The following is a 21,182-nucleotide window of genomic DNA, read 5'->3' as shown; positions in this document are numbered from 1 at the left end:
ATCAATGTTGCTGAAGGTGCAGTCTTTGGGAACGTACTCGTAAAGGCCCGGGTAGATGCCTGGCAGCAGGGTTCTGTTGTCGTTCGTCTTGTTGAGGAGCATCGTGGTTGCTTCATCAGAGATGGTCGCGACGCCACTCATCCAAAATTCGGGTTCGTTGTTGAGTTCAAAGAAGCCAGTGCGGGAGAACGCGAGGGTGAGGTGAGCTTCCGTCGCATCCAGGTTGAGCCATTGCTCGTTGAGAATATCGACGCGCTCTTGAATTTCCGGTTTTTCCGTGAAGGTGTACCGGAACTCAGCGAATCGAGGGTCCAGCTTCGATGGGCTGAGTGTATTTTTGTGGCTGGACGAACGCCCAGAGGAGGCCGACGGAAAACAAGCGGATACCAGAGCGATAACCGCGAGAGCTGGGGCGAGAAGCTTGAGAGTGGGTTTCATGAGTGTCCTGAACGTTGGTGTGCTAGGCGTTGAGGCCATCGCCGGTGACGATAATGAGATTGCACTGCGCGGAGACAGCAAACTCGCGGATCTCGAATGATCCCCAGTCCGAATAGATGGCTTCCGGATCGGTGCCGAGGACCTTGTTTGCAACGGTCGGATCGACGGTCGTGAAAGAGCATTCCTCAGGTACGTACTCGTACAGGCTGGGGTGAATGCCGGGCAGCAATGAAGATCCGCCGATGTCGTCATCTACGAACATGGCGATCGTCGTGTCGGGGACCTCGGCGACACCAGTCAGCCAGAATTGGCGGTCCGGCGTCGGCTCCCGGTCGGCGCCATCCCGGAAATGGGCTACGAGGACGTGGCCGTCGGTCGCTCCCAGTCCGGGTATACGCTCGTTGAATGAGTCGACACGCTCCTGTACCTTCAGCTCGTCATCGGTCTCGTACGTGAATTCGGTGAAGCGTGGGTCCTGCGGGTACTGAGTCGGGGTGGCCCTCGGTGTGTTCTTGGGGGTGAACGGGTTGCAGGCAGCGGTGAGCGCCGCGACGACGAGCGTAGATGCAAGGAGCTTAAGAGGGGTCTTCATGTGTTTCTTTAGGTGAAGTCTTCGGTACTTTCGTCAACGAGGCCGGGGGAGTGGTCGGGGAGTTACCACTGCGGTCCTGGAGAGCATGTCATGGTGGCGATGGTCAGGAGAATCGTTACTGGGATTGGCCAGGATACGAAGGGGGAGTGAAACTATGCCCGAGCGCTGTTATGACGATGAGATTGCAGTCTTCTGACGCTGCGAGTCCGGTGATGTCGATCGGAGCGAAGCCTTTCGTTGCCTCGTCTAGGTCTACTCCGAGGCGATCATTGGCGAATGCGGTGTCAATGTTCGTGAAGTGGCAGTCCTGGGGGACGTACTCGTACAGTCCTGGGTAGATCCCGGGCAGAAGGGACGAGTCGTCGATGCTGCCGTTGATGAGCTGCGCGATTGTCTCATCCGGGACGGTAGCGACAGCCGTGATCCAGAATTCTGGTTCCGTCTGGGGAACGCCGATACCCGAACGTGAGTATTCGACGACGACGTGAGCTTCCGTGGCGTTGATCTTAGGCCAGCGTAGGTTGAGGGAATCGACGCGTGTTTGGACCTTTGGTTCTTCGTTAAAGTCAAAGACGAACTCGGAGAAGTGGGGATCCTACGGGTATTGAGGCGCGGAGGTTTTGGGGGTGAACGGGTTGCAGCCAGCGGTGAGCGCCGCGACCGCGAGCAGCGACGCGACGGTCTTGAGTGGGACCTTCATGTTCATCCTTGCGGTCATTCTTCGGGCAGTCATCAACGAGACCGGGGTGCGGTCGAGAGCGGAGGGGAGGTCCGTGGGGTTCAGGAGTGGCCGAGAGCGGTCAGTATGAGAAGGTGGCAATCCTCGGACATAGCTAGTGCCTCGATGTTCATGGGGCCGAAATCGTCTGGAATGTTGGACTTATCGGGTGCGAGGGTCTTGTCCGCGAAGGACGGATCGATGGTGGTGAACTGGCACTCCTGGGGTACGTGCTCGTAGAGAGCGGGATAGATTCCAGGCAGGAGTGTGTCGGTGGTTTCTCCCTCTGCGAGGAGCTGAATCGTCTTATCGGGAACGGTGGCAACAGCGGTCAGCCAGAACTCGGGGTCCTTGTCGGGAAGGGAACCTGTTTGCCTGGAATAAGCGATGGCGAGGTGCGCCTCGCTCGCCTCCATGCTCGGCCAACGTAGGTTCACGGAGTCCGTCTGATCCTTGACGGTTGGCTCTTTATCGCTTTGGAAGACGAACTCAGAGAAGCGAGGATCCTTCGGGTTCTGAGGAGTCGAAGTCTTGGGCGTAAAGGGGTTGCATGCGGCGGTGAGCGCCGCGATGGCGAGTATAGGAAGGGGCAGTCGAAAGAGTGATTTCATCGATCAAGCTCCGAAATACATTGAGATGTAGACGTAGTTCCCGCAGATGGCCACGTCTGTCGAATGATGGCTGATTCCAAGATATGATGGCAGGTCTCGACCCGTGTGCCACGTTTTATTGGTGAGATAAGCATAATCTGCGGGCAAGTGAAGCTCCCCGGTATATTCTCCTGTACAGTGCTCGGCGAGAACGTCACGCCATTCGTTATCAGCAAGCGCAAATATTGTAAATAGTCGATCTGACGGGCCGGGCAGTGTTTCCTCCACGATGAGAGAGACATCCCGATCTAGTATTTGAAAATACTCATGCACGGGAAAGAGCTGGTCTAAGCCATCCCCGGAAAGTAGTTGTGATGTCTTCATCGGTTTCTACCCCCGATTCGTCGTCCGCTCTCGTTTTCTGTGGTATCGGTTGGGAGTGTTGGTGGCTGTTCGCCTACTTTCCAAGTGTATGTCTGAGTCAAGCTTCCGCTAGTATCGAAGCTCTGTGCCCAGCCGAGTTCTTCAAAACGCCCATTAACCGCGTCAGGTGTTCCCGAGTCCACGTCGGCTTTGCCTCTATCGAAGTTGTATCTATCGCGAGCGTGAACGGTAACTGTTGCGGTGACGGTGTCCCCTGACACCTGGACGTTTGTTGTCGTGTAGTTCGTGTGGCCACCGATTGTTTTACGCCAGTTTTCGGTTGACGGATAGGGGCCCTCAGAAGTTGCAGGAGAGTACAGTGTCGTTTCAGTCATTCCTGCGGTGACCGCTTCATTAGCTGCCTGTAGCGAGTCATTGACGCGCGCGTTCACGCGGTTGCGGACACCGGCATCCTCTTCGTAGGCTCTCTCGTAATCAAATGTCATTGGAGTGCCGGTATTGTCGCGGAAATGCGCATAGAAGTCAGCGGCATCCGGGATGTTTTTGATCCCTCTGGCACCGATTTCAAGCATCGCTTTCCATTTCCACCAATTGTAATGGTCCTCGGGAGTGTCCTCTCCCGCTTTTGAACCATGAGGAAAGTCATTGTCCCAGTGTATCGTTCGGTCGGGTTCGATAGTCGAGAACCCGCCTGACGTTGTATAAGGCTGGACATCTGAGCCGGAATCAAGAGCAGCTTGAAGGTCGTATCGATCAAACGTTTCTACGAGCGCAGTGAGTCGTTTCTGCATAATGGCAGCTGAGATGAATCGTGCGCCAATGTAGACCGGAGAAAGCACGGCGAGCATCGTGTCCGAGGGACGGATTATCCAGAGATTGGAAACAGCAAAGCCATCGAGTTCAACGCTGTCAACATAATCGATAACGTTGCGTTGGAGCTGTTGCTTGTTGGTGCGATATGTGGTGAGCGCCGCCTGCGTCTGTTGGATCGCAGTCATGTGAGTGTTGATCCGCTGCTCGAGCGTGTCCAGTTTGGAGATCATCGCCTGGGCGCTCTGTCCCTGCAGGTTCGAAGAAATTATCTCCTTCGCATGGGCAATGTCGTCTAACTTCTCCTGATTGGCTCGAAGCTGCTCGTCGAGGCTTTCAATTGTGGCTGTGAACGAAGATAGGTCAAGTGCGTACAGCTCGGTTTTCGTGACCATCTGCGTCATCCCTCGCTAGAAGCACTGAAGGAACTGGCGATTGCGTTCTCCGTGTCCTCAAACGCCTGGAGCGTCTCCAGCATGTTGGAGTGCATTGCCTCGAGTTCGTCCTGGAAGGCGGTCTCTTTATCGTTGAGGTCATTGATCGGTTCGCTGACCCGTTGCGCATAGACGTGGCTGCAGGGATCCCCCGTCGGAGGCGTCACCTTGGTGCAGGTTGCCGCTTCGCCCACGTATTGCGCGGCTGTGCGTAAGGCATCGCTGGAAAAACTCAAGTCCGCCACCGGCATCTCCTTTGTTGGCTTTTCTGATCCGAGCCTACAAGGGGGAGGTCTCGGGAGGCAAATCGCCTCCCGAGACCTGCGGAGCGAGCGTGGCGCCGCTCAGTTCGGCATGTAGGCGCCGAGCCAGCCCTGGGATGCGACGAACACCAGGACACACAGGACCACGAGTAGGCCGATCGAATAGGGAGCGGCTTTCTTGAGGATCTCCGCGTCCGATCCTTCGGCATCGACCGAGGTCGCCGCAATCGCCAGGTTCTGCGGGGAGACGATCTTTCCGATGCCGCCACCGATCGTGTTGGCCGCCAGGAGGATGCGCGGATCCAGGCCGGCTCCGGCCGCCGCCGTGGACTGGAGGTTCGCGAAGAGGGCGCCCGCGGAGGTCGCGGAGCCTGCGACGGCGGTGCCGATCCACCCCAGGATGGGGGAGAGGAAGGCGAACGCGGCGCCCGTCGTGGCCAGCGCGGCACCGATGGAGGTGGTCTGCCCGGAGAGGTTCATGACGAAGGCCAGAGCCATGACCGACGCGATCGTCAGGATCGCCATGCGAAGCGAGTAGATCGTCTGGGGCAGTACGGCGAACATCTTGCCCACAGAGGTCTGGAAGCGCCCGCCGGAGGAGTTCGAGCCGTAGACGATGGCGACGATGATGCCGGTGACGAAGATCCAGGTGCCGGGGTTCGACAGGATCTGCAGGTCATAGTAGGGGCCGTCGACAACTGTGCCGTCCTTGGACAGGAAGTGACCGAAGAGGCCCGGCCAGGGGATCTTCACGTCCGTGGAGGACAGGAACGCGGTGATCGGCTTCGCGAGCTTGGTGATCGCGATGATGACGACGACGAGCACGTAGGGCAGCAGTGCCAGGCCGATGCGCGCACCCGTGGGCTTGTCGGACTCATCGGTCGTGGTTGCGCATTCCTCGGGTGTCGTGGGGCCCCACAGCAGCAGGAACACGTAGCAGGCGGCGAATCCGAGCAGGGAGGCGACGACGGCGGTCAGCTCGTAGGAGATCGCGGGGGTAAAGAAGTGTCCCACGCCGGCGGCCGCGCCCGCGACGAGACCGAGGGGCCACAGCTGACGGACGCCTCGGCCACCATCCAGGATGAAGAGCATGAGGAAGGGAATGAAGAGGCAGAAGACCCAGGTGAGGTGCCCCATGTTGGCGGCGACCTCCGTTGCCTCGGCGCCGCCGAGCTTGCCGGCGGTGGTCGTGGGGATCGCCATCGCGCCGAAGCCGACGTTGATAGCGTTGCCGACGACCGTGACGACGGCCGCCTTGATCTTCGGCACGCCCAGGGTGACCAGCATCGCGCAGGTGATGGCGACGGGGGCGCCGAAGCCCGCCAGCCCCTCGAGCAGGCCGCAGAAGCAGAAAGCGACGATGAGAGCCTGGGCGCGCTGGTCGCCCCGCCCGATCGCGTTAAAGACGGCCTTCAGGTCGGCGCTGCGTCCGGACTTTTCGGTCAGGTTGTACAGCCACACCGCGGCAATGATGATGTAGATGATCGGCATGAATCCCATCGCGGCGCCCTGCGTGCCAGCCAGCAGTGCCAGGTCGATGGGCATGTGAAAGGCGAAGACCGCGATGATGAGCGAGAGCGCGAGAGCGATGATCGAGCACCAGTGGGTCGCCACCTTGAAGACGCCCATGAGGACGAAAAAGACGACGAGGGGAAGAAGCCCCACGACGGCGGTGAGGAAGACGTTGCCCGCGACTGCGGTTGTCGACGGGGTAAAGGATTGGGCTAACAAGAGAGAAGTCATGGCTGCTCCGCGCGTCAGTGAGTGGGACATTGGACCCAGTTATCATGACATATGAAGGCGGGGGTGTACACATTTTTGCGCATTTTTCTTTGGCAGTGCTGGCCGGGGGAGCGCGCCGCATCTCACGTCCAGCATGCGCAGCTCCGCCCCTCCGGCGATAGAGCGCCGATAGACTACACAGCGTGAAGACTACATCCCGCGTTCCCGTTCCTTCCGGCTCACCCATGCCCGTCGGCAAGTACCGGGCGTTCCTGGAGACGAATCCCATTGACCTGCCGGATCGTCAGTGGCCCTCCAAGCGCATCACGAAGGCGCCGCGCTGGATGTCCACCGACCTGCGCGACGGGAACCAGGCGCTCATTGAGCCGATGGATCCGGCCCGCAAGCGCCGCATGTTCGACCTGCTCGTGGGCCTGGGCTACAAGGAGATCGAGATCGGCTTCCCCGCGGCATCGCAGACGGACTACGACTTCGTGCGCTCGCTCATTGAGGACGACGCCGTCCCCGCCTACGTGACGATCTCCGTCCTCACCCAGTCGCGTCCGGAGCTCATCGAGCGCACGCTTGAGGCCATGGTCGGCTTCCCGCGCGCCACGGTTCACCTCTACAACGCGACCGCTCCGGTGTTCCGGCAGGTGGTGTTCCACGCGGACAAGGCCCAGACGGTTGAGCTTGCCCAGGCGGGCGCGCGCGAGGTGATCGCTCAGGCGGAGAAGCGCCTCGGGGACGAGACGATCTTCGGCTTTGAGTACTCTCCGGAGATCTTCGTCGATACCGAGCTGGACTTCGCCCTCGAGGTGTGCGAGTCGGTCATGGACGTGTGGGAGCCGGGCGAGGGCCGGGAGATCGTCCTGAATCTGCCCTCCACGGTGGAGCGCTCGACCCCGAACGTGTTTGCCGATCAGATTGAGTGGATGAGCCGGAACCTGAGCCGCCGCGAGTACGTGGCACTCAGCGTCCACCCGCACAACGATCGGGGAACGGGCGTGGCCACGGCTGAGCTGGCGCTCCTGGCCGGCGCGGATCGGATCGAGGGCTGCCTGCTGGGGCAGGGCGAGCGCACCGGCAACGTGGACCTGGTGACGCTGGGCCTGAACCTCTTTAGCCAGGGCATCGATCCGGGCATCGACTTCTCGGACGTGGATGCGATCCGCCGCACGGTGGAGTATTGCACGCAGATGGAGACCTCGCCGCGAGCCCCCTACGTCGGAGACCTCGTCTACACGAGCTTCTCGGGCTCGCACCAGGACGCGATCAAGAAGGGCTTTGCCGCCCGCAAGAGCGCCGTTGACGCCGCCGGGGGTGACGAGAATGCGGTGATCTGGGAGCTTCCCTACCTGCCGATTGATCCGCACGACGTGGGCCGCTCCTACGAGGCCGTGGTGCGCGTGAACTCGCAGTCCGGCAAGGGGGGCGTCGCCTACCTGATGTCGACGGCGCACGCGCTGGAGCTGCCACGCCGACTGCAGGTGGAGTTCTCTCGCATCGTGCAGCGTCACACGGACACCTACGGTGGCGAGATCAACGCGGCCACCCTGTGGCAGATCTTTGCCGACGAGTACCTGCCGACCAGCGCCGCCCCCGGCCTGGAGGCGTGGGGGCGCTTCGAAATGCGTGCCTCCCAGGTGACCTCGAAGGACGAGGAGAACGTCGCTCTCGAGGCGACCCTCATCGATTCCGGTCAGCCCATCAAGGTGCGGGCCACGGGGACGGGACCGATCGATGCCTTCGTGTCTGCCCTGCACGAATTCGATCTGGACGTGCGCATCCTGGACTACGCCGAGCACGCGATGAGCCAGGGGCGCGACGCTCGCGCCGCCGCCTACGTGGAGGCCGCCGTGGAGGGGCAGATCGTGTGGGGAGTGGGCATCGACCCGTCGATCACCCGCGCCTCGTACAAGGCCGTCATCTCTGCGGTCAACCGCGCCCTGCGCTGAGCGGGCGGGGAGCCGACAGAAGCCTGGGCTGCCCCGGCCTCGTGCCTCAACGAGGCCGGGGCGCGCCTAGCCGCGCGGAGCCGAGGAGCTCGGATCCGCGGCGAAGAGGGTGAGGGCGCGGCGCACCTGACCACGAAGGACGCGCGAAATCCTCTCGGTGAGGAGGAATGGGTCCGCGCTCATTCCGGTTGCCAGCCACTGGCAGACGTGGCCGAGAACCGAGAGGGTGAAGTGGTCGGTGACGAACGCTCGGTCCTCCTCGCTGACGTCCAGCCCCTCGCTGTGATGGGCGACGATAGGCTCCATGACGGACCGCAGCTGGCGGTGGAGGAAGACCTGGAGCTCGTCCATCGTCAGCGACGACACCACGGATCTGGTCTCCTGGGGGTGTGCCTGCATCCACACGAGCATCGACAACAGCCCATCGGACCAGTTCTCGGGCGTCGAGTGAGCGACGATCTGGTCGGCGACCTCGCGTTTGAAGACCCACGCGGTCAGGTCGCGGATGTCGGAGAAATGGTAGTAGAAGGCCTGACGGGTCACGCCGGCGGCGCGCGTGAGACCGGAGACCGTCACCTTTGAGAGGGGCACGGTCTTCAGCGCGTCACGCAGGGCGAGAGCAAATCTTGTTTTCGCATCGGTGTGGGCCATGGGAGATCCTCGTCGACAGCACAGACTTGTTTCGGCGAACTATACATGCCAGAACGCGGAACCGCGAAATCCTGCCCGTAGGCAGAACTAGACAATTGTATAACGCGGCGAACCTCACACGCATCCAGTCTGAGTGTAATGGGCGCGACATCGCGCGGCGGTGGCGTTGGGCGGGCTGCGAATCGGTCGGACGCCCGAGAGCTGATTTGTGACAACGCCGCGGTCGCCTAGGGGCGGCGAAACCCCGGCCCGCGTGGAGCGAGGCCGGGGTTGAAGTCGGCGTGTGTGCCTGAGCGCGGTTGGTGGGAGTGCGCTACTTGGTGATCCGAGCCAGTGCCGGTCCGGTCTGGTCGGTCATGAGGATCTTCATGCGTGCGATTGCGAGCGAAGGGTTAACCTCCAGCCCGGAGAGCATCCACTGGGCAATGTGCGCGGTCGCGGCCAGCGCGAAGTGCTGGGCGACCACGTCGCGCGCCGTGGCCGAGGCCGAGGACGGCAGCCGGGGCTCGATCTGCTCCTGGATCTTCGAGGCGAAGAATGCCCACAGGTCGTTCGACTCGATGGTCTTCATCGCCGCGGAGGCCTCGTCGCGATGGTTGTGGATCCACATCATCGTCGCCTCCACCGCGTCGAGCCAGTTGTCCGAACTGGCGGTCAGTCGCGATGTGATCTCCTCGCGGAACACCCAGGCGTTGAGATCATTGAGGGAGCTGAAGTGGTAATAGAATGCTTGACGGGTGACCCCTGCTGAGCGTGTCAGCGCGCTGACAGAGATCTTTGACAGGGGCGTCTGTGTGAGTGCCTGGCGCAGTGCCGTGCCAAGCTTTTCGCGGGCGTCAATCGGGGGTGCCATCTGTATCCTTCCTTCAATGGTTGTGAGTAAACTATAATAAGTTACGAGAAAACTATCTAGTTGAATTCTGTTCTTTGTGTGTGCTCTCGACCACGCTGTCAGTTTCTCATACTTTCGTGACGCCGTGCGCGGTAATGCTTGTCGGTGGACACGACACCCCATTTCACAGGCGATTTCGCGCCGAGCGCACGGGGGTGACGGCGGGCGCCCGCGCCACGCTGCCGTGACACAATGGCTGCGTGATGAAGTCCTATCGTGACGAGGCGATCGTCCTGCGCACCCACAAACTGGGCGAGGCGGATCGCATCATCACCCTGCTCACCGCCGAACACGGCCAGGTTCGCTCGGTCGCGAAAGGGGTGCGGCGCACGACCTCCAAGTTCGGTGCCCGAGTCGAGCCCTTCTCCGTCATCGACGCGCAGCTCCACCGCGGACGAACCCTGGATACCCTCACGCAGGTCGCCTCGATCGCCCAATACGGCGACGCCATCGCCGCCAACTATGACCTCTACCTGGCTGCCACCGTCATCGTCGAGACCGCAGAGCGCCTCACGACCGATGCCACCGATGGCACGCACTCGCAGTACCTCCTGCTCCTGGGGGCTCTCAACGCGCTGGCGCGCTCCCGGCACGACCCGACCCTGATTCGCACCTCCTACACGCTGCGAGCCCTCGCCCTGGCGGGTTGGGCGCCCTCGTGCTTCGACTGTGCGATCTGCGGCAGCAAAGGACCGCACGGGTCCTTCTCCATCCCCGATGGCGGCACGGTGTGCGACACCTGTCGTCCGCCCGGCGCCTCCTCGCCCGCCCCGGACACGGTTGCCTTGCTCGGCCAGCTTCTCAGCGGAGACTGGGCGCGGGCGGACGGGTGCGAGTCCTACGCGCGCGCCGAGGCCTCGGGCCTCATCTCGTCGTACACTCAATGGCACCTGGAGCGTCGCCTGCGCTCACTCAGCGTCATCGACAGGAGCCGCTCATGACGAAGACTCGACTCACCCCCGTTGACCGCGCCCCCGCCGACCCCGCGGCGCCGCTGCTCGGACCGGGCCAGTGGCACCGCAGCGCGCCCGACTTCCGCCGCGGCGAGGTGCCCGCCCACGTCGCCCTCATCATGGACGGAAATGGCAGATGGGCCAACGGCCGGGGCCTCGGTCGAACCGAGGGGCACCGTGCGGGGGAGTACGCCCTCATGGACACGATCGCCGGAGCGATCGATGCCGGCGTGCGCTACCTGAGCGTCTACACGTTTTCGACAGAAAACTGGAAGCGCTCGCCCGCCGAAGTCTCCTTCATCATGAACTACGCCTCCGACGTGCTCGCCAGGAGAACAGATCAGCTCGCCCAGTGGGGAGTTCACGTCAGGTGGAGTGGGCGGCGTCCCAGGCTCTGGAGAAGCGTCATCAATGCCCTCGAGAAAGCCGACCGCGCCACCTCGCACTGCTCCACGCTCGACCTCATCATGTGCGTGAACTACGGGGGGCGAGCCGAGCTGGCTGACGCTGCTCGCTCCATTGCCGAGGGCGTGGCCGCCGGTCGGCTCAGCCCGCGTGGCGTGACCGAAAAGACCCTCGCGCGTCACCTCTATCTGCCCGATGTCCCCGATGTCGACCTGATGATTCGTACCTCGGGGGAGCAGCGCATCTCCAACTACCTTCTGTGGCAGATGGCCTACGCTGAAATGATGTTCGTCGACACCCCCTGGCCGGCCTTTGATCGCGAGGAACTGTGGGGGTGTCTGGAGGAATTCGCCGGGCGCGAGCGGCGCTTCGGTGGCGCCGTCGACCGGGTAGCCCAAGCCTAGGCGTTCTTCTTCTGGGGTGCGGCCTGTGTGCCTCGCCGCCTGCGGCGCCCATAGATGATCATGGCCGCGATGAGGGCGACGAGGAGGAGCCCCGCCCACCCCCACGGGGATCCGGCTATCGCGCGGACCGCCGCGGCGAAGACCGCGAGCATTCCGAGACCGTAGAGGATCGCCCACAGCACGCATCCGGGGATCATGGCGATCGTGTAGGTGGTCCAGCGCATGCGCACCAGGCCGGCGCCGGCGTTGACCGCCGTCTGTACGCCCACCGTCAGGAAGCACAGGGGAATGATGATGAGACCCCAACGATCCAGCAGCGTCGCCCCCTTGCGAGGGACGGGTCCGTTGAACCACCGGGCGATGGCCCCGACCAGGCCGCCGCGCCCGGTCGCCCGCAACGCCCCGGAAGCCGCGCCGCGTCCGAGCCAGTAGGTCATTTGGGCGCGTGAGAGAACGACGAAGAAGAGAAAGACGAAGAGCCAGATGCCTTCGCGGGCAAACGGCGGAACGATGGACTCGATATGCGCGGCAAACATGAAACTCCCCAGAAGTGGACGAACATCACAAAGCCTACCCTAATCTAGCTGTGGGTGGCATCGGCGGCCTCTCGTTCGCCGCCCTCGCCCCTAGCGTCGCTTGGCCCCGTTGCGGCACGAGGAGCACAGACCGAAGAGCTCGAAGGAGTGTTCCACCTCGGTGAATCCGCTGGCCGTGGCCACCGCGTCAACCCAGGACTCCATCTGCGAGGGCTCAAACTCCTTCGTGAATCCGCACTCCCGACACACCAGGTGATGGTGGTGGCGGGGCGTGACGCACGAGCGGTAGAGCGTCTCCCCATCGGCGGAGCGCAGCGTATCCACCCGGCCGTCCTCGGACAGGCCCTGGAGTGACCGGTAGACCGTCGCCAGTCCGACACGCTGTCCCTGGACGTGCAGGTCCTCGAAAATCTGCTGGGCGCTGCGAAAGTCGCTGACACGAGCGAGTTCGTCCAGGACCGCCTGACGTTGCTTGGTCATCCGTTGCATAGGTTCTTCGCCTCCTGCAGTCGAGTCACGGAGCGGAATGCTCCGGGTGCTGGTTGTGGGCGCGCGCCTGGCGCAGTCGCTGAACGCGTCGAACCCGATCGAGGACCGCCCTGACGGTGAAGGCCACGGCGTAGAGGCCGATCGCGCCGACGACAATGGTCGCACCGGGGGACAGGTCGACGAAGTACGTCAGGGAAAGTCCGCATGTGCAGATTATGATGCCCAGGGCCATCGCGATGCCCATCGTGGAACGGAAGGACCTGGCGCCCAGCTGAGCGATCGCGACGGGAATGACCATGAGGGCGCTCACCAGGAGGGACCCGACGACCCTCATCGCGACCGCGACGGTGAGGGCTGACAGGATCGCGATGAGGAGCGAGAGCGCACGCACGGGTAGGCCGGTCGACCTGGCGAAGTCCTCGTCGTTCGTCACCGAGAAGAGCGCGGGTGCCAGGCCGAGGCCCAACGCGATGATCGCGACGCCGAGGATTGAGATGAGCGAGATGTCGCTCCACCGCACGGTCGAGATCGAACCGAAGAGGTAAGAGTTGAGCTGGGCTGAGGTTCCTCCGGCCAAGCCGATGAGAAGGACGCCGCCGGCGATGCCCCCGTAGAAGAGCATGGCCAGGGCGGTGTCCCCGGAGGTTCGACCGCTCTGCCGGACGAGTTCGATGGCAACGGCGCCGAGGACAGACACGACGATTGCCCCTGGGATCGCCCAGGAGTTGGCAGGGGTGACGTTCGCGACCGCGCCGAGGAGCCACCCGAGAGCGACGCCGGTGAGGGAGATGTGGCCGATGCCGTCCCCCAGCATGGCGAGCCTGCGATGCACGAGGTAGGTTCCGATGATCGGTGCCGTCACGCCCACGATGATCGCCGCCAGGAGGGAGCGCTGCATCATGGGGGAGGAGAGCAGGGTGGTCAGGGCGTCAATCACGGGTTCCCCTCCAGATCCCGCCGACGAGGCCGGCGTCTGCCCGATCCAACGGGGTGCCTGCCGGAAGGTGGCAGTGCTCGCCGTCGTGGTGCTGCTCGTGGTCGTCGGCAATGTGAGGAGGCCCGTCGTAGGAGACGTGTCCGGCGCTGATGTGTAGTTCGCGGTCGAGGAGGGGGCCGAGTTCGCCGAGCTCGTGCAGCACGACGAGGATCGTGGTCCCCTTCGCCTTGGCGTCGGCAACGATGGAAGCCAGGCGCTGGCGGGAGGCGGCGTCGATTCCGGCCATCGGCTCGTCCATGATGAGCAGGCTCGGATTGCGCACGAGAGCGCGAGCGATGAGGACGCGCTGGGCCTGCCCACCCGACAGGATGTTCATCGCGGAACGCGCGCGGTGTGCCATGCCCACCCGCTTGAGCGCCTCCATCGCCCTGGCCGTGTCGCCGGGCAGGTGCCACAGGCGGGTGGGGCCGAGCAGGCCCGAGGAGACGACCTCGATGGCGCTGGCGCTTACGGCGCCGCCCGAGGAGACGCGCTGAGGGACGTAGCCGATCTTCCTCCACGGAACGCGCCGCCGAGAGGAGATGGAGTGGCCGAAGAGGAGCGCGTCCCCGCTCGTGATGGGCGCGTTGCCTAGGAGTGCCTTGACGGTGGTGGACTTGCCCGACCCGTTGGATCCCGTGATCGCGACCGCCTGTCCGGCCGGGATGTCGATCGTGATCCCGTGCAGGATCAGGTCCGTGTCCCATGCCACGTGAAGATTCTGCAGACGCACGACGGCGAGCTCCCCCGTGGTGGAGGTGCCCGCCGTGGCGTCAGTGTCGCTTGTTGTCACTGGCAGTTGAGTGCTTTCGTGAGCGCGTTGATGTTGTCGTTCATCGTCGCGGCGTAGTCCTTGGAGGCATCGGTTTGGGACTCGATCGGGTCCAGGACCGCGGTCTCGATCCCCAGGTCGTCGGCCAGTGTCTGGGCGACCTTCGGGTCGATGAGGGCCTCGGTGAAGATCGTGGTTACGCCCCGGTTCTTGGCGATCTGGGCGATCTCGGCCAGGCGAGCCTGGGAAGGAGAGGAGTCCGGATCCAGCCCTGAGATCCCGACCTGCGTCAGGTGCGCCCGGTCGGCCAGGTAGCCGAAGGCGGTGTGGGCGGTGACGAACGTCGTGACCGAGCACGAGGAGGTTTTCTCCACGAGGGTGTTCCCGAGGGCGTTCATCTCCTGAGCGAGGGCCTGTGCGTTGGCCTTGTACTCGTCCGCGTGGGCGGAGTCAGCCTCGGCGAGCTTGTCTCCCACCAGGGTCGCGGCCTGCGCCATGCGGACAGGGTCGAGCCAGAAGTGGGGGTCGGCGGTCATGTCGTGGTCGTGACCCTCGTGATCATGCCCCTCATGCCCCTCGTGACCCTCGTGATCATGTCCGGACTGAGCCTCCTCGCCTTCCTCCTCTTCTGCAGGGTGGTTGGCGTCCGCGCCCGCGTCAATCAGCTGGGCGGCTGAGGAGACATCAATGACGGTCTTGGGGCCCTGCTGCTCGATGGCTTCGTCAACCGCGCTCTGGAATCCGGCGAGGTAGACGACCGCGTCGGACGAGGACAGCGCGTCGACCATCTTCGGCGAGAGCTCAAGGTCGTGCGGCTCCGCGCCATCGGGAGTCAGTGAGGTGACGGAGACGTGCTGGCCGCCGACCTTCTCGGTGAGGTACTTCAGCGGGTAGAAGGACGCCATGACGGCCAGGGTGCCGTCCTTGGCGGCATTGGAACCGGATCCTGACTGGGCGGGGGAGGAGCACGCGGATAGGGCGAGCGCTGTGGCGGCCGCGCAGGCGACGGCAAGGATTCTCTTCGACATGAGAATCATTCTCTTTCCGATTGAGAATCTTTGTCAAGTCATTCTCGGGTGGTGAATCCCTCCCCGCGAGGAACGTTGGGCGCGCCGGGTTCTGTCACGCCGCGTTCGGAGGTGGCAGTGGCGCCAACTAGCGGGCGCGAGCGGTTGAGCCACGCACGATCAGGTCGGGGGAAAACACGTAGTCGGCATGGGTCGCGAGGTGTGTCGTTGTGGCCAACGCCTCGAAGAGGCTGCGAACCGCCGAGGTCACGATGGACTGCACCGGCTGGTGAATGGTCGTCAGCGCCGGGTTGAGGTGGCTCATCAGGAAGGAATCGTCGAAGCCGATCACCGAGATGTCGTCGGGCACCGACAAGCCAGCCGACGAGATCGTGCGGATCGCGCCCAGGGCCTGCAGATCCGACCCGGCGATGATGGCACTCACGCCACGTTCAATGAGGGCGTGGGTGCGCGCCGCCGCCGCCTCGTATGTATAGAAGGTCTCCTCGATGATGGGGCAGTGGTCCCCGAGCATCTCCGCCATGATCTGGGTGAAGGCCTCGGCCTTGCGGAGCGCGGGAACGATGTGCGTGCGTCCCGAGAGCAGCGCCATGCGCGAATGCCCGAGCTCGAGCAGGTGAGTGACGGCCGCGCGGATTCCGAGGGCGTCTCCGGTGGAAAAGTCGGGAGCGGGCACCTCGGGGCGCGCCCCGTTGATGGTGACGAAGGGGATACCGCGCTCGGCAAGGTTTGCGTAGGGGCTCAGGTCGGCCAACAGATCGGCGTGCCTGCCCGAGACGAAGATGAGACCGTCAATCTTGCGCTCGACAAGAGAGCTGAGGTAATCGAACTCGGAGGTTGCCCCGGGGGTCTGCGAGCAGATCAGGCAGATGCCTCCGGCCCGGGACACCTCCTCCTGGATGTGGTGGGTGAAGGAAGCAAAGATCGGATTGGTCAGCTCGGGCACGATGATCCCAATCGTCGGGGTGTCCGGAGTGCCCTCGGGGGCGGGACGGTCGTACCCCAGCTCGTCGATCGCCGTCAGGACTCGGCGGCGGGTCTCGGCCGAGACCTGGCCGACGCCGTTGAACACGCGCGACACTGTTGCGGTCGATACGCCGGCGTGGGACGCAATATCCGCCATGCTCGTGCGATTCTTCGTCATCGACTCAGCTCTCCTTCGGGTTGTCGCGCGAACGATCCATACAAATGTAACAGCTTGCACACAATTCGGAAAATTGTTGCAGAAACAAAATACGGCGTTTACAGTGTCACATGTAGCGGGTCGCTGATGGAGGCGACCGGCCCGACCAACACAGGAGTAATAATGCGACGTGGCATCGCAGCACTCGGCGTCATCGCGGCGGCTACCGCCCTGGCCGCCTGCAACAACGGAACGAACCCTTCTCCGTCCTCTTCCTCCACCGGCGACTCCCGCGGTGAGGCGGCCGCGACCCTGACGATCTGGGCGGACGACACCCGCTTCTCCCAGGTCGAGACGATCGCCCAGGACTTCACCAGCTCCACCGGCGTGAAGGTGGATGTCGTTCAGAAGTCCGAGTCCGACATGGACCAGGAGTTCACCACGCAGGTCCCCACCGGTAACGGCCCCGACCTGATCGTCATGGCCCACGATAAGCTGGGTGCTCTTGTCTCGAACGGCGTGGTCGCCCCCGTTGACCTGGGCGAGGCCAAGTCCAAGTTTGCCGACGTCGCCGTCAAGGCCGTCACCTACAACGGCCAGACCTACGGCGTGCCCTACGCCGTCGAGTCCGTCGCCCTGGTGCGCAACAATGCCCTGACCAAGGACGAGCCTAAGACGTACGACGACATGATCTCCTCGGGCAAGGCCGCCGGCAAGCAGTACCCCTTCGTTATCCAGATGGGCACCGAGGGCGACCCCTACCACTTCTACGCCTTCCAGACCTCCTTCGGCGCCCCCGTCTTCAACACCAACGCGAGCGGCGAGTACACCTCCGAGCTGGCCATGGGCGGCTCCGGCGGCACCGACTTCGCCAACTGGCTCAAGGCTCAGGGCGACGCGGGTATTGTCTCCCCCTCCATCACCGCGGACATCGCTAAGCAGGCCTTCCTCGATGACCAGGTTCCCTACATGGTGACCGGTCCGTGGAACGTGTCCGCCTTCCGTGCGGCAGGCAAGGATGTCTCCGTCCTGCCCGTCCCCGCCGCCGGCTCGCAGGCCGCGCAGCCCTTCGTTGGCGTCCAGATGTTCTACCAGAGCGCCAAGTCCGCCAACCCGGTCGCCGCCAAGCAGTTCTTCAACTACATGGCCACCCCCGAGGCTCAGACCGAGATGCAGAAGCTCGGTGGCCGCGCTTCCGCCATGCCCTCAGTCGCCGCCGCGTCGGAGGACCAGGACATCAAGGACTTCTCGAAGGTCGCAGAGGCAGGCGCTCTCGCACCGGCGATCCCCGCGATGGGTTCCGTGTGGAACTTCTGGGGCCAGACCGAGGCCAACATCGTCACTGGCTCCGAGGCGCCCGCCGAGGGTTGGTCGACGATGATCACGAACATCAACAACGCGATCGCCTCCAAGTGATCGTCCTCGCCGGACGCTAGTCGCCCGGCACCGCTCACCTCTGGTGTGCACCCGCCTTGCGCCCGCCCGCCTCCCACGCGGCGGGCGGGCGCAAGGCCGTCTAACAGCAGCGCCGCGTCGCGGCGCACGGCACCCACGGTGCCACCTATCCCGCCAACCGGGGGGATAATGAAGGCGCAATGACGCGCAAACGAGCACGTGTGGAGGACACGATGGCTGAGCCAGTGAAGGCTGCGGAAAAGAAAAAAGAGGGGCGCACGACCTCTCATGCAAATGATGTGACCAAGCGTGGTTTCTTCGTCAAGCTCATCCTCATGATGCTGATTGACGCACTGGGACTCTACGGCGTCTTCACCGCCTACATGGTGAAGTCCTGGATCGTCCTGGTGGTTCTTGCTGCGCTGCTTCTTGTCGTCAACTGGATCTACTTCTCTAAGCGGATGATTCCGGCGAAGTACCTGGTTCCCGGCATGGTGTTCCTGCTGATCTATCAGGTCTTCGTCATGGGGTACACGGGTTACGTGTCCTTCACGAACTATGGGCAGGGACACAACTCGACCAAGGAAGACGCGATCTCCGCGATCCTGAAGGCGTCCGAACAGCGCGCCCCCGGCGCCGTCAATGTGACGGCTGCGGTCGTCGAGGACGGCTCTGGCCTTGGCCTCGTCATCTCCGACCCGGCCACCGGTACCCTGAAGGAAGGCACCGTCGATACGCCGCTGCGCGAGGTCAAGGGCACCGTTTCCGCCGGCATGATCTCCGAGGTCGAGGGGTACAAGGTTCTTCAAATCGCGGACATCCTCAAGCGTCAGAAGGATGTCGCCGGGCTGACCGTTCCCGTCTCGTCCGACCCGAATGACGGCTACTACAAGACCGACGACGGCGCCTCCGCCTACCTGGCCAAGTCGGCCTACAGCTACGACGCCCAGGCCGACACGCTCACCGACTCCGCCACGGGCACGGTCTACACGGCCAACAACAAGACCGGCGTGTTCGTCGATGCCGACGGCAACGAGCTGACTCCCGGCTGGCGGGTCTTCGTTGGCTTCAGCAACTACATGAACATGGTGACCAGCAACGACCTGGGTGGCCCCTTCCTGAAGGCCCTCGTCTGGTCCTTCGTCTTCGCGGCCGCCTCCGTGCTCTCCACCTTCGCCCTGGGCCTGATCCTGGCGCTCGTCTTCTCCGACAAGCGCATCAAGGGCCGCAAGATCTATCAGTCCCTCATGATCCTGCCCTACGCCTTCCCGGCGTTCTTGGCCACCCTGGTCTGGAAGGGCATGCTCAATTCGGACTTCGGCTTCATCAATCAGGTCTTCCTTGGCGGCGCGCATATTCCGTGGCTTGAAAATGGCCTGCTTGCCAAGCTCTCGATCCTCGGCGTGAACCTGTGGCTGGGCTTCCCCTACATGTTCCTCGTGTGCCTCGGTGCCCTGCAGTCCCTGCCGGGCGACATCGAAGAGGCGGCCAAGATCGACGGCGCCTCGGGCCTGCGCACCGTGTGGTCCATCAAGCTGCCGCTCGTGCTGCAGTCCACGGTCCCCCTGCTGATCGCCTCCTTCGCCTTCAACTTCAACAACTTCTCGCTCATCTACATGCTGACCGGTGGCGGTCCGAACTACCCGGGCCTGTCGGTGCCCGTCGGTGAGTCGGACATCCTAATCTCGATGGTGTACAAGATCGCCATTGACTCCGGTTCGCCGAACTATGGCCTCGCCTCGGCCATGTCCATCGTCATCTTCATTGTCGTGGGCGTGATCGCGTGGCTTGGTTTCCGCCAGACGAAGACCCTTGAGGAGCTGTGATGAGCGCTGCAACCGTTTCCAAGAAGAACGACGGAACCACCCTCAAGGGTGCCCGCTGGTGGGCGGAGGTGGGATGGCGTCACATCGTCGCGATCCTGACGATTGTCTACTGTATTGTCCCGCTGCTCTACGTCCTGTCCGTGTCCCTGAACCCGGGCGCGACGCTGACCGGCTCGAACTCGCTGTTCTCCAACATTTCCCTGGAGAACTACGGGGCCCTGGGGAGTGGCAAGTACGCCATGTACTGGTCGTGGATTCTCAACTCCTTGATCGTGTCCTCCGTGACGGCGGTCGGCACGGTGCTCATGGGTGCTGCCGCAGCCTACGCTTTCAGCCGCTTCCGCTTCAAGGGCCGCCGCGCGACCCTGACCGGCCTGCTGCTGGTCCAGATGTTCCCGCAGATGCTGGCCTTCGTCGCCCTGTTCCTGCTGCTCCTGGGCATTCAGGACATCTTCCCGGTCCTCGGCCTGAACTCCAAGCTCGGCCTGATCTGCGTCTATCTCGGTGGCGCCCTGGGCTCGAACACGTTCCTGCTCTACGGCTTCTTCAACTCGATCCCGCGCTCGCTGGACGAGGCCGCCATGATCGACGGCGCGACCCACGCGCAGACCTTCTGGACGATCATCATGCCTCTGGTTCGCCCCGTGCTGGCGGTCGTTGGCCTGCTGAGCTTCATCTCCTCGCTCGGTGACTTCGTCATCGCACGCGTGGTCCTGCAAGATCAGAGCCAGTTCACGCTGGCCGTTGGCATGTACATGTGGGCAGCCGACGCGCGTACCGCGCCGTGGGGCATCTTCGCCGCGGGTTCCGTGATCGCGGCGATCCCCGTGATCCTGCTCTTCCAGTACCTGCAGAAGTACATTGTGTCCGGCTTGACCGCCGGCGCCGTCAAGGAGTAAGTGCTTCCGCGCCCTGCTGTTGAGCCGCCCCGGCCTCGTCCCCTATCCCCGTGGGACGAGGCCGGGGCTCTTTGTGGTCCGGAGCGGGACAGCGCTGCCTGCGTCGTTGCATGCGGGCGAGCGTTGCTGTAGCTGGCCGAAGGGGCGCGTGGGAGGCGGTAGATGACGGGTGCTCCGGAGGGAGCGGGGGATGGGCCGACAGGTGACGATCCTGCACAGACTGCGGGATCGTGACCCGGCGGACGACGGTGTCTGCCCGATTGGTGGTGCCCGGGACCGCTCTATGCGCACGTTAACCCGATGGGTCGCAGTGTTGGCGCTGTGCCCAGGGTGCCACCTTGATGCGTCCGCGAGCATTCCAGTCGTTTGCGAGCATTGCACCACCTCCCACCTGTGTACTACACATCTAAGTGGTGTAACACCACGTAACGACAAGCATTGGTGCCGGCGCGCAGCGTTTGCACGACGCGCGAGGGGTCGATGCTGCGCCAGCTTGGGAGACAATGTGCCACTGAGCACGGCACTACCCCTCATCAACAAGCAATTGTGGGGCCACATGCCCCAGATTGGCGTGCGAACGTAGCTCGCGACAACACGAGACCACAGCCAGCCAATCAAGCGGCGACGTCACGCGGGGTGCTACACCCGTTGTGTGGCGCTACACCCGTTGTGTGGTGCTACACCCGTTATGTGGTGCTACACCCGATCAGAACGGGTGCAATGCCCACGGATCGGGTGCAATGCCCACGTATCGGGTGTACCGGGCTGGCCTGGTCTGGTTTTGTGGACCGGGTGTTGTGAGGGTTGTTGGTTGTTATTGGTGGTGTTGTGCCCATTGGCGTGCGTATTGGTTGGGTGAGAGCCAGCCTAGCGCGCTGTGGGGGTGTTCTTCATTGTAGCGGCGCGACCAGGCGCCGATCAGGG

General features: G+C 63.3%; 21 protein-coding genes. 6 read left to right on the top strand and 15 right to left on the bottom strand.

The window, feature by feature from the left end; genetic code table 11:
- The 7 genes from HMPREF9006_RS10695 to HMPREF9006_RS03345 all read right to left on the bottom strand — a co-directional run.
- A partial coding sequence (locus tag HMPREF9006_RS10695) for a hypothetical protein (protein ID WP_009212132.1) occupies positions 1-438 on the bottom strand: 438 nt, incomplete at its 3' end.
- A 22-nt stretch (positions 439-460) separates the two neighbouring features.
- Positions 461-1,030, bottom strand: coding sequence for a hypothetical protein (locus HMPREF9006_RS03370; RefSeq protein ID WP_009212131.1), 570 nt, complete (start codon positions 1,028-1,030; stop codon positions 461-463).
- Between the two features lie 780 nt (positions 1,031-1,810).
- Entirely contained in the window at positions 1,811-2,359 is a 549-nt protein-coding gene (locus HMPREF9006_RS03360) for a hypothetical protein (RefSeq protein ID WP_009212130.1), read from the bottom strand.
- Between the two features lie 3 nt (positions 2,360-2,362).
- Positions 2,363-2,722: a hypothetical protein gene (locus HMPREF9006_RS10525; RefSeq protein ID WP_156794384.1), complete on the bottom strand. Its 360-nt coding sequence runs from the start codon at positions 2,720-2,722 to the stop codon at positions 2,363-2,365.
- Positions 2,719-3,927, bottom strand: a complete 1,209-nt coding sequence (locus HMPREF9006_RS03355; RefSeq protein ID WP_232209815.1) for a hypothetical protein — start codon at positions 3,925-3,927, stop codon at positions 2,719-2,721. Before HMPREF9006_RS03355 ends, HMPREF9006_RS10525 begins: the two co-directional genes overlap by 4 nt.
- Positions 3,928-3,932: 5 nt before the next feature.
- Positions 3,933-4,217: a hypothetical protein gene (locus tag HMPREF9006_RS03350; protein ID WP_009212128.1), complete on the bottom strand. Its 285-nt coding sequence runs from the start codon at positions 4,215-4,217 to the stop codon at positions 3,933-3,935.
- Between the two features lie 93 nt (positions 4,218-4,310).
- Positions 4,311-5,972, bottom strand: coding sequence for an L-lactate permease (locus HMPREF9006_RS03345; protein ID WP_009212127.1), 1,662 nt, complete (start codon positions 5,970-5,972; stop codon positions 4,311-4,313).
- A gap of 182 nt (positions 5,973-6,154) precedes the next feature.
- Between HMPREF9006_RS03345 and leuA the strand changes: the two genes are divergently transcribed.
- Positions 6,155-7,909 carry a 2-isopropylmalate synthase gene (gene leuA, locus HMPREF9006_RS03340; protein WP_009212126.1) on the top strand — a complete coding sequence of 585 codons (1,755 nt, stop codon included), beginning with the start codon at positions 6,155-6,157 and terminating at the stop codon, positions 7,907-7,909.
- Positions 7,910-7,975: 66 nt separating this feature from the next.
- Here the strand turns inward: leuA and HMPREF9006_RS03335 are convergent, their stop codons facing one another.
- Together HMPREF9006_RS03335 and HMPREF9006_RS03330 are read right to left on the bottom strand one after the other, a co-directional pair.
- Positions 7,976-8,560 (bottom strand): TetR/AcrR family transcriptional regulator, encoded by a 585-nt coding sequence (locus HMPREF9006_RS03335; RefSeq protein ID WP_009212125.1) that lies wholly within the window; start codon positions 8,558-8,560, stop codon positions 7,976-7,978.
- A gap of 313 nt (positions 8,561-8,873) precedes the next feature.
- Positions 8,874-9,413 carry a TetR/AcrR family transcriptional regulator gene (locus HMPREF9006_RS03330; RefSeq protein ID WP_009212124.1) on the bottom strand — a complete coding sequence of 180 codons (540 nt, stop codon included), beginning with the start codon at positions 9,411-9,413 and terminating at the stop codon, positions 8,874-8,876.
- Positions 9,414-9,655: 242 nt separating this feature from the next.
- Here HMPREF9006_RS03330 and recO point away from each other — a divergent pair, with 242 nt between their 5' ends.
- Both recO and uppS read left to right on the top strand, forming a co-directional pair.
- Complete coding sequence (recO, locus tag HMPREF9006_RS03325) at positions 9,656-10,393, top strand: DNA repair protein RecO (protein WP_009212123.1); 738 nt, start codon at positions 9,656-9,658, stop codon at positions 10,391-10,393.
- Complete coding sequence (uppS, locus tag HMPREF9006_RS03320) at positions 10,390-11,214, top strand: polyprenyl diphosphate synthase (RefSeq protein WP_009212122.1); 825 nt, start codon at positions 10,390-10,392, stop codon at positions 11,212-11,214. The genes recO and uppS overlap by 4 nt, the downstream gene beginning before the upstream one ends.
- Here the strand turns inward: uppS and HMPREF9006_RS03315 are convergent.
- The 6 genes from HMPREF9006_RS03315 to HMPREF9006_RS03290 form a co-directional block, all read right to left on the bottom strand.
- Positions 11,211-11,750, bottom strand: coding sequence for a hypothetical protein (locus HMPREF9006_RS03315; protein WP_009212121.1), 540 nt, complete (start codon positions 11,748-11,750; stop codon positions 11,211-11,213). The two genes, uppS and HMPREF9006_RS03315, sit on opposite strands and share 4 nt — an antisense overlap.
- Positions 11,751-11,840: 90 nt before the next feature.
- Complete coding sequence (locus HMPREF9006_RS03310) at positions 11,841-12,239, bottom strand: Fur family transcriptional regulator (protein WP_009212120.1); 399 nt, start codon at positions 12,237-12,239, stop codon at positions 11,841-11,843.
- A gap of 25 nt (positions 12,240-12,264) precedes the next feature.
- The gene (locus HMPREF9006_RS03305; protein ID WP_009212119.1) at positions 12,265-13,176 is read right to left on the bottom strand and encodes a metal ABC transporter permease; all 912 of its coding nucleotides are present in this window, start codon (positions 13,174-13,176) and stop codon (positions 12,265-12,267) included.
- Positions 13,169-14,008, bottom strand: coding sequence for a metal ABC transporter ATP-binding protein (locus HMPREF9006_RS03300; protein WP_009212118.1), 840 nt, complete (start codon positions 14,006-14,008; stop codon positions 13,169-13,171). Before HMPREF9006_RS03300 ends, HMPREF9006_RS03305 begins: the two co-directional genes overlap by 8 nt.
- Positions 14,005-15,024: a metal ABC transporter substrate-binding protein gene (locus HMPREF9006_RS03295; RefSeq protein WP_009212117.1), complete on the bottom strand. Its 1,020-nt coding sequence runs from the start codon at positions 15,022-15,024 to the stop codon at positions 14,005-14,007. The genes HMPREF9006_RS03300 and HMPREF9006_RS03295 overlap by 4 nt, the downstream gene beginning before the upstream one ends.
- Before the next feature lie 118 nt (positions 15,025-15,142).
- The gene (locus tag HMPREF9006_RS03290) at positions 15,143-16,159 is read right to left on the bottom strand and encodes a LacI family DNA-binding transcriptional regulator (RefSeq protein WP_009212116.1); all 1,017 of its coding nucleotides are present in this window, start codon (positions 16,157-16,159) and stop codon (positions 15,143-15,145) included.
- Positions 16,160-16,321: 162 nt separating this feature from the next.
- Here HMPREF9006_RS03290 and HMPREF9006_RS03285 point away from each other — a divergent pair, with 162 nt between their 5' ends.
- The 3 genes from HMPREF9006_RS03285 to HMPREF9006_RS03275 all read left to right on the top strand — a co-directional run bounded on the left by HMPREF9006_RS03285 (position 16,322) and on the right by HMPREF9006_RS03275 (position 20,258).
- Positions 16,322-17,554 (top strand): sugar ABC transporter substrate-binding protein, encoded by a 1,233-nt coding sequence (locus HMPREF9006_RS03285; RefSeq protein ID WP_034230979.1) that lies wholly within the window; start codon positions 16,322-16,324, stop codon positions 17,552-17,554.
- Between the two features lie 212 nt (positions 17,555-17,766).
- Positions 17,767-19,359, top strand: coding sequence for an ABC transporter permease subunit (locus tag HMPREF9006_RS03280; protein WP_034232028.1), 1,593 nt, complete (start codon positions 17,767-17,769; stop codon positions 19,357-19,359).
- On the top strand, positions 19,359-20,258 hold the full coding sequence (locus tag HMPREF9006_RS03275; RefSeq protein ID WP_009212113.1) for a sugar ABC transporter permease: 900 nt from the start codon (positions 19,359-19,361) through the stop codon (positions 20,256-20,258). The genes HMPREF9006_RS03280 and HMPREF9006_RS03275 overlap by 1 nt, the downstream gene beginning before the upstream one ends.
- The last annotated feature ends 924 nt before the right edge of the window (positions 20,259-21,182 follow it).

Source organism: Actinomyces sp. oral taxon 180 str. F0310, assembly GCF_000185285.1.
Taxonomy (GTDB): Bacteria; Actinomycetota; Actinomycetes; order Actinomycetales; family Actinomycetaceae; genus Pauljensenia.
The sequence above is the reverse complement of the archived record's forward strand: the minus strand, read 5'-3'. Positions and strand labels throughout refer to the sequence as shown.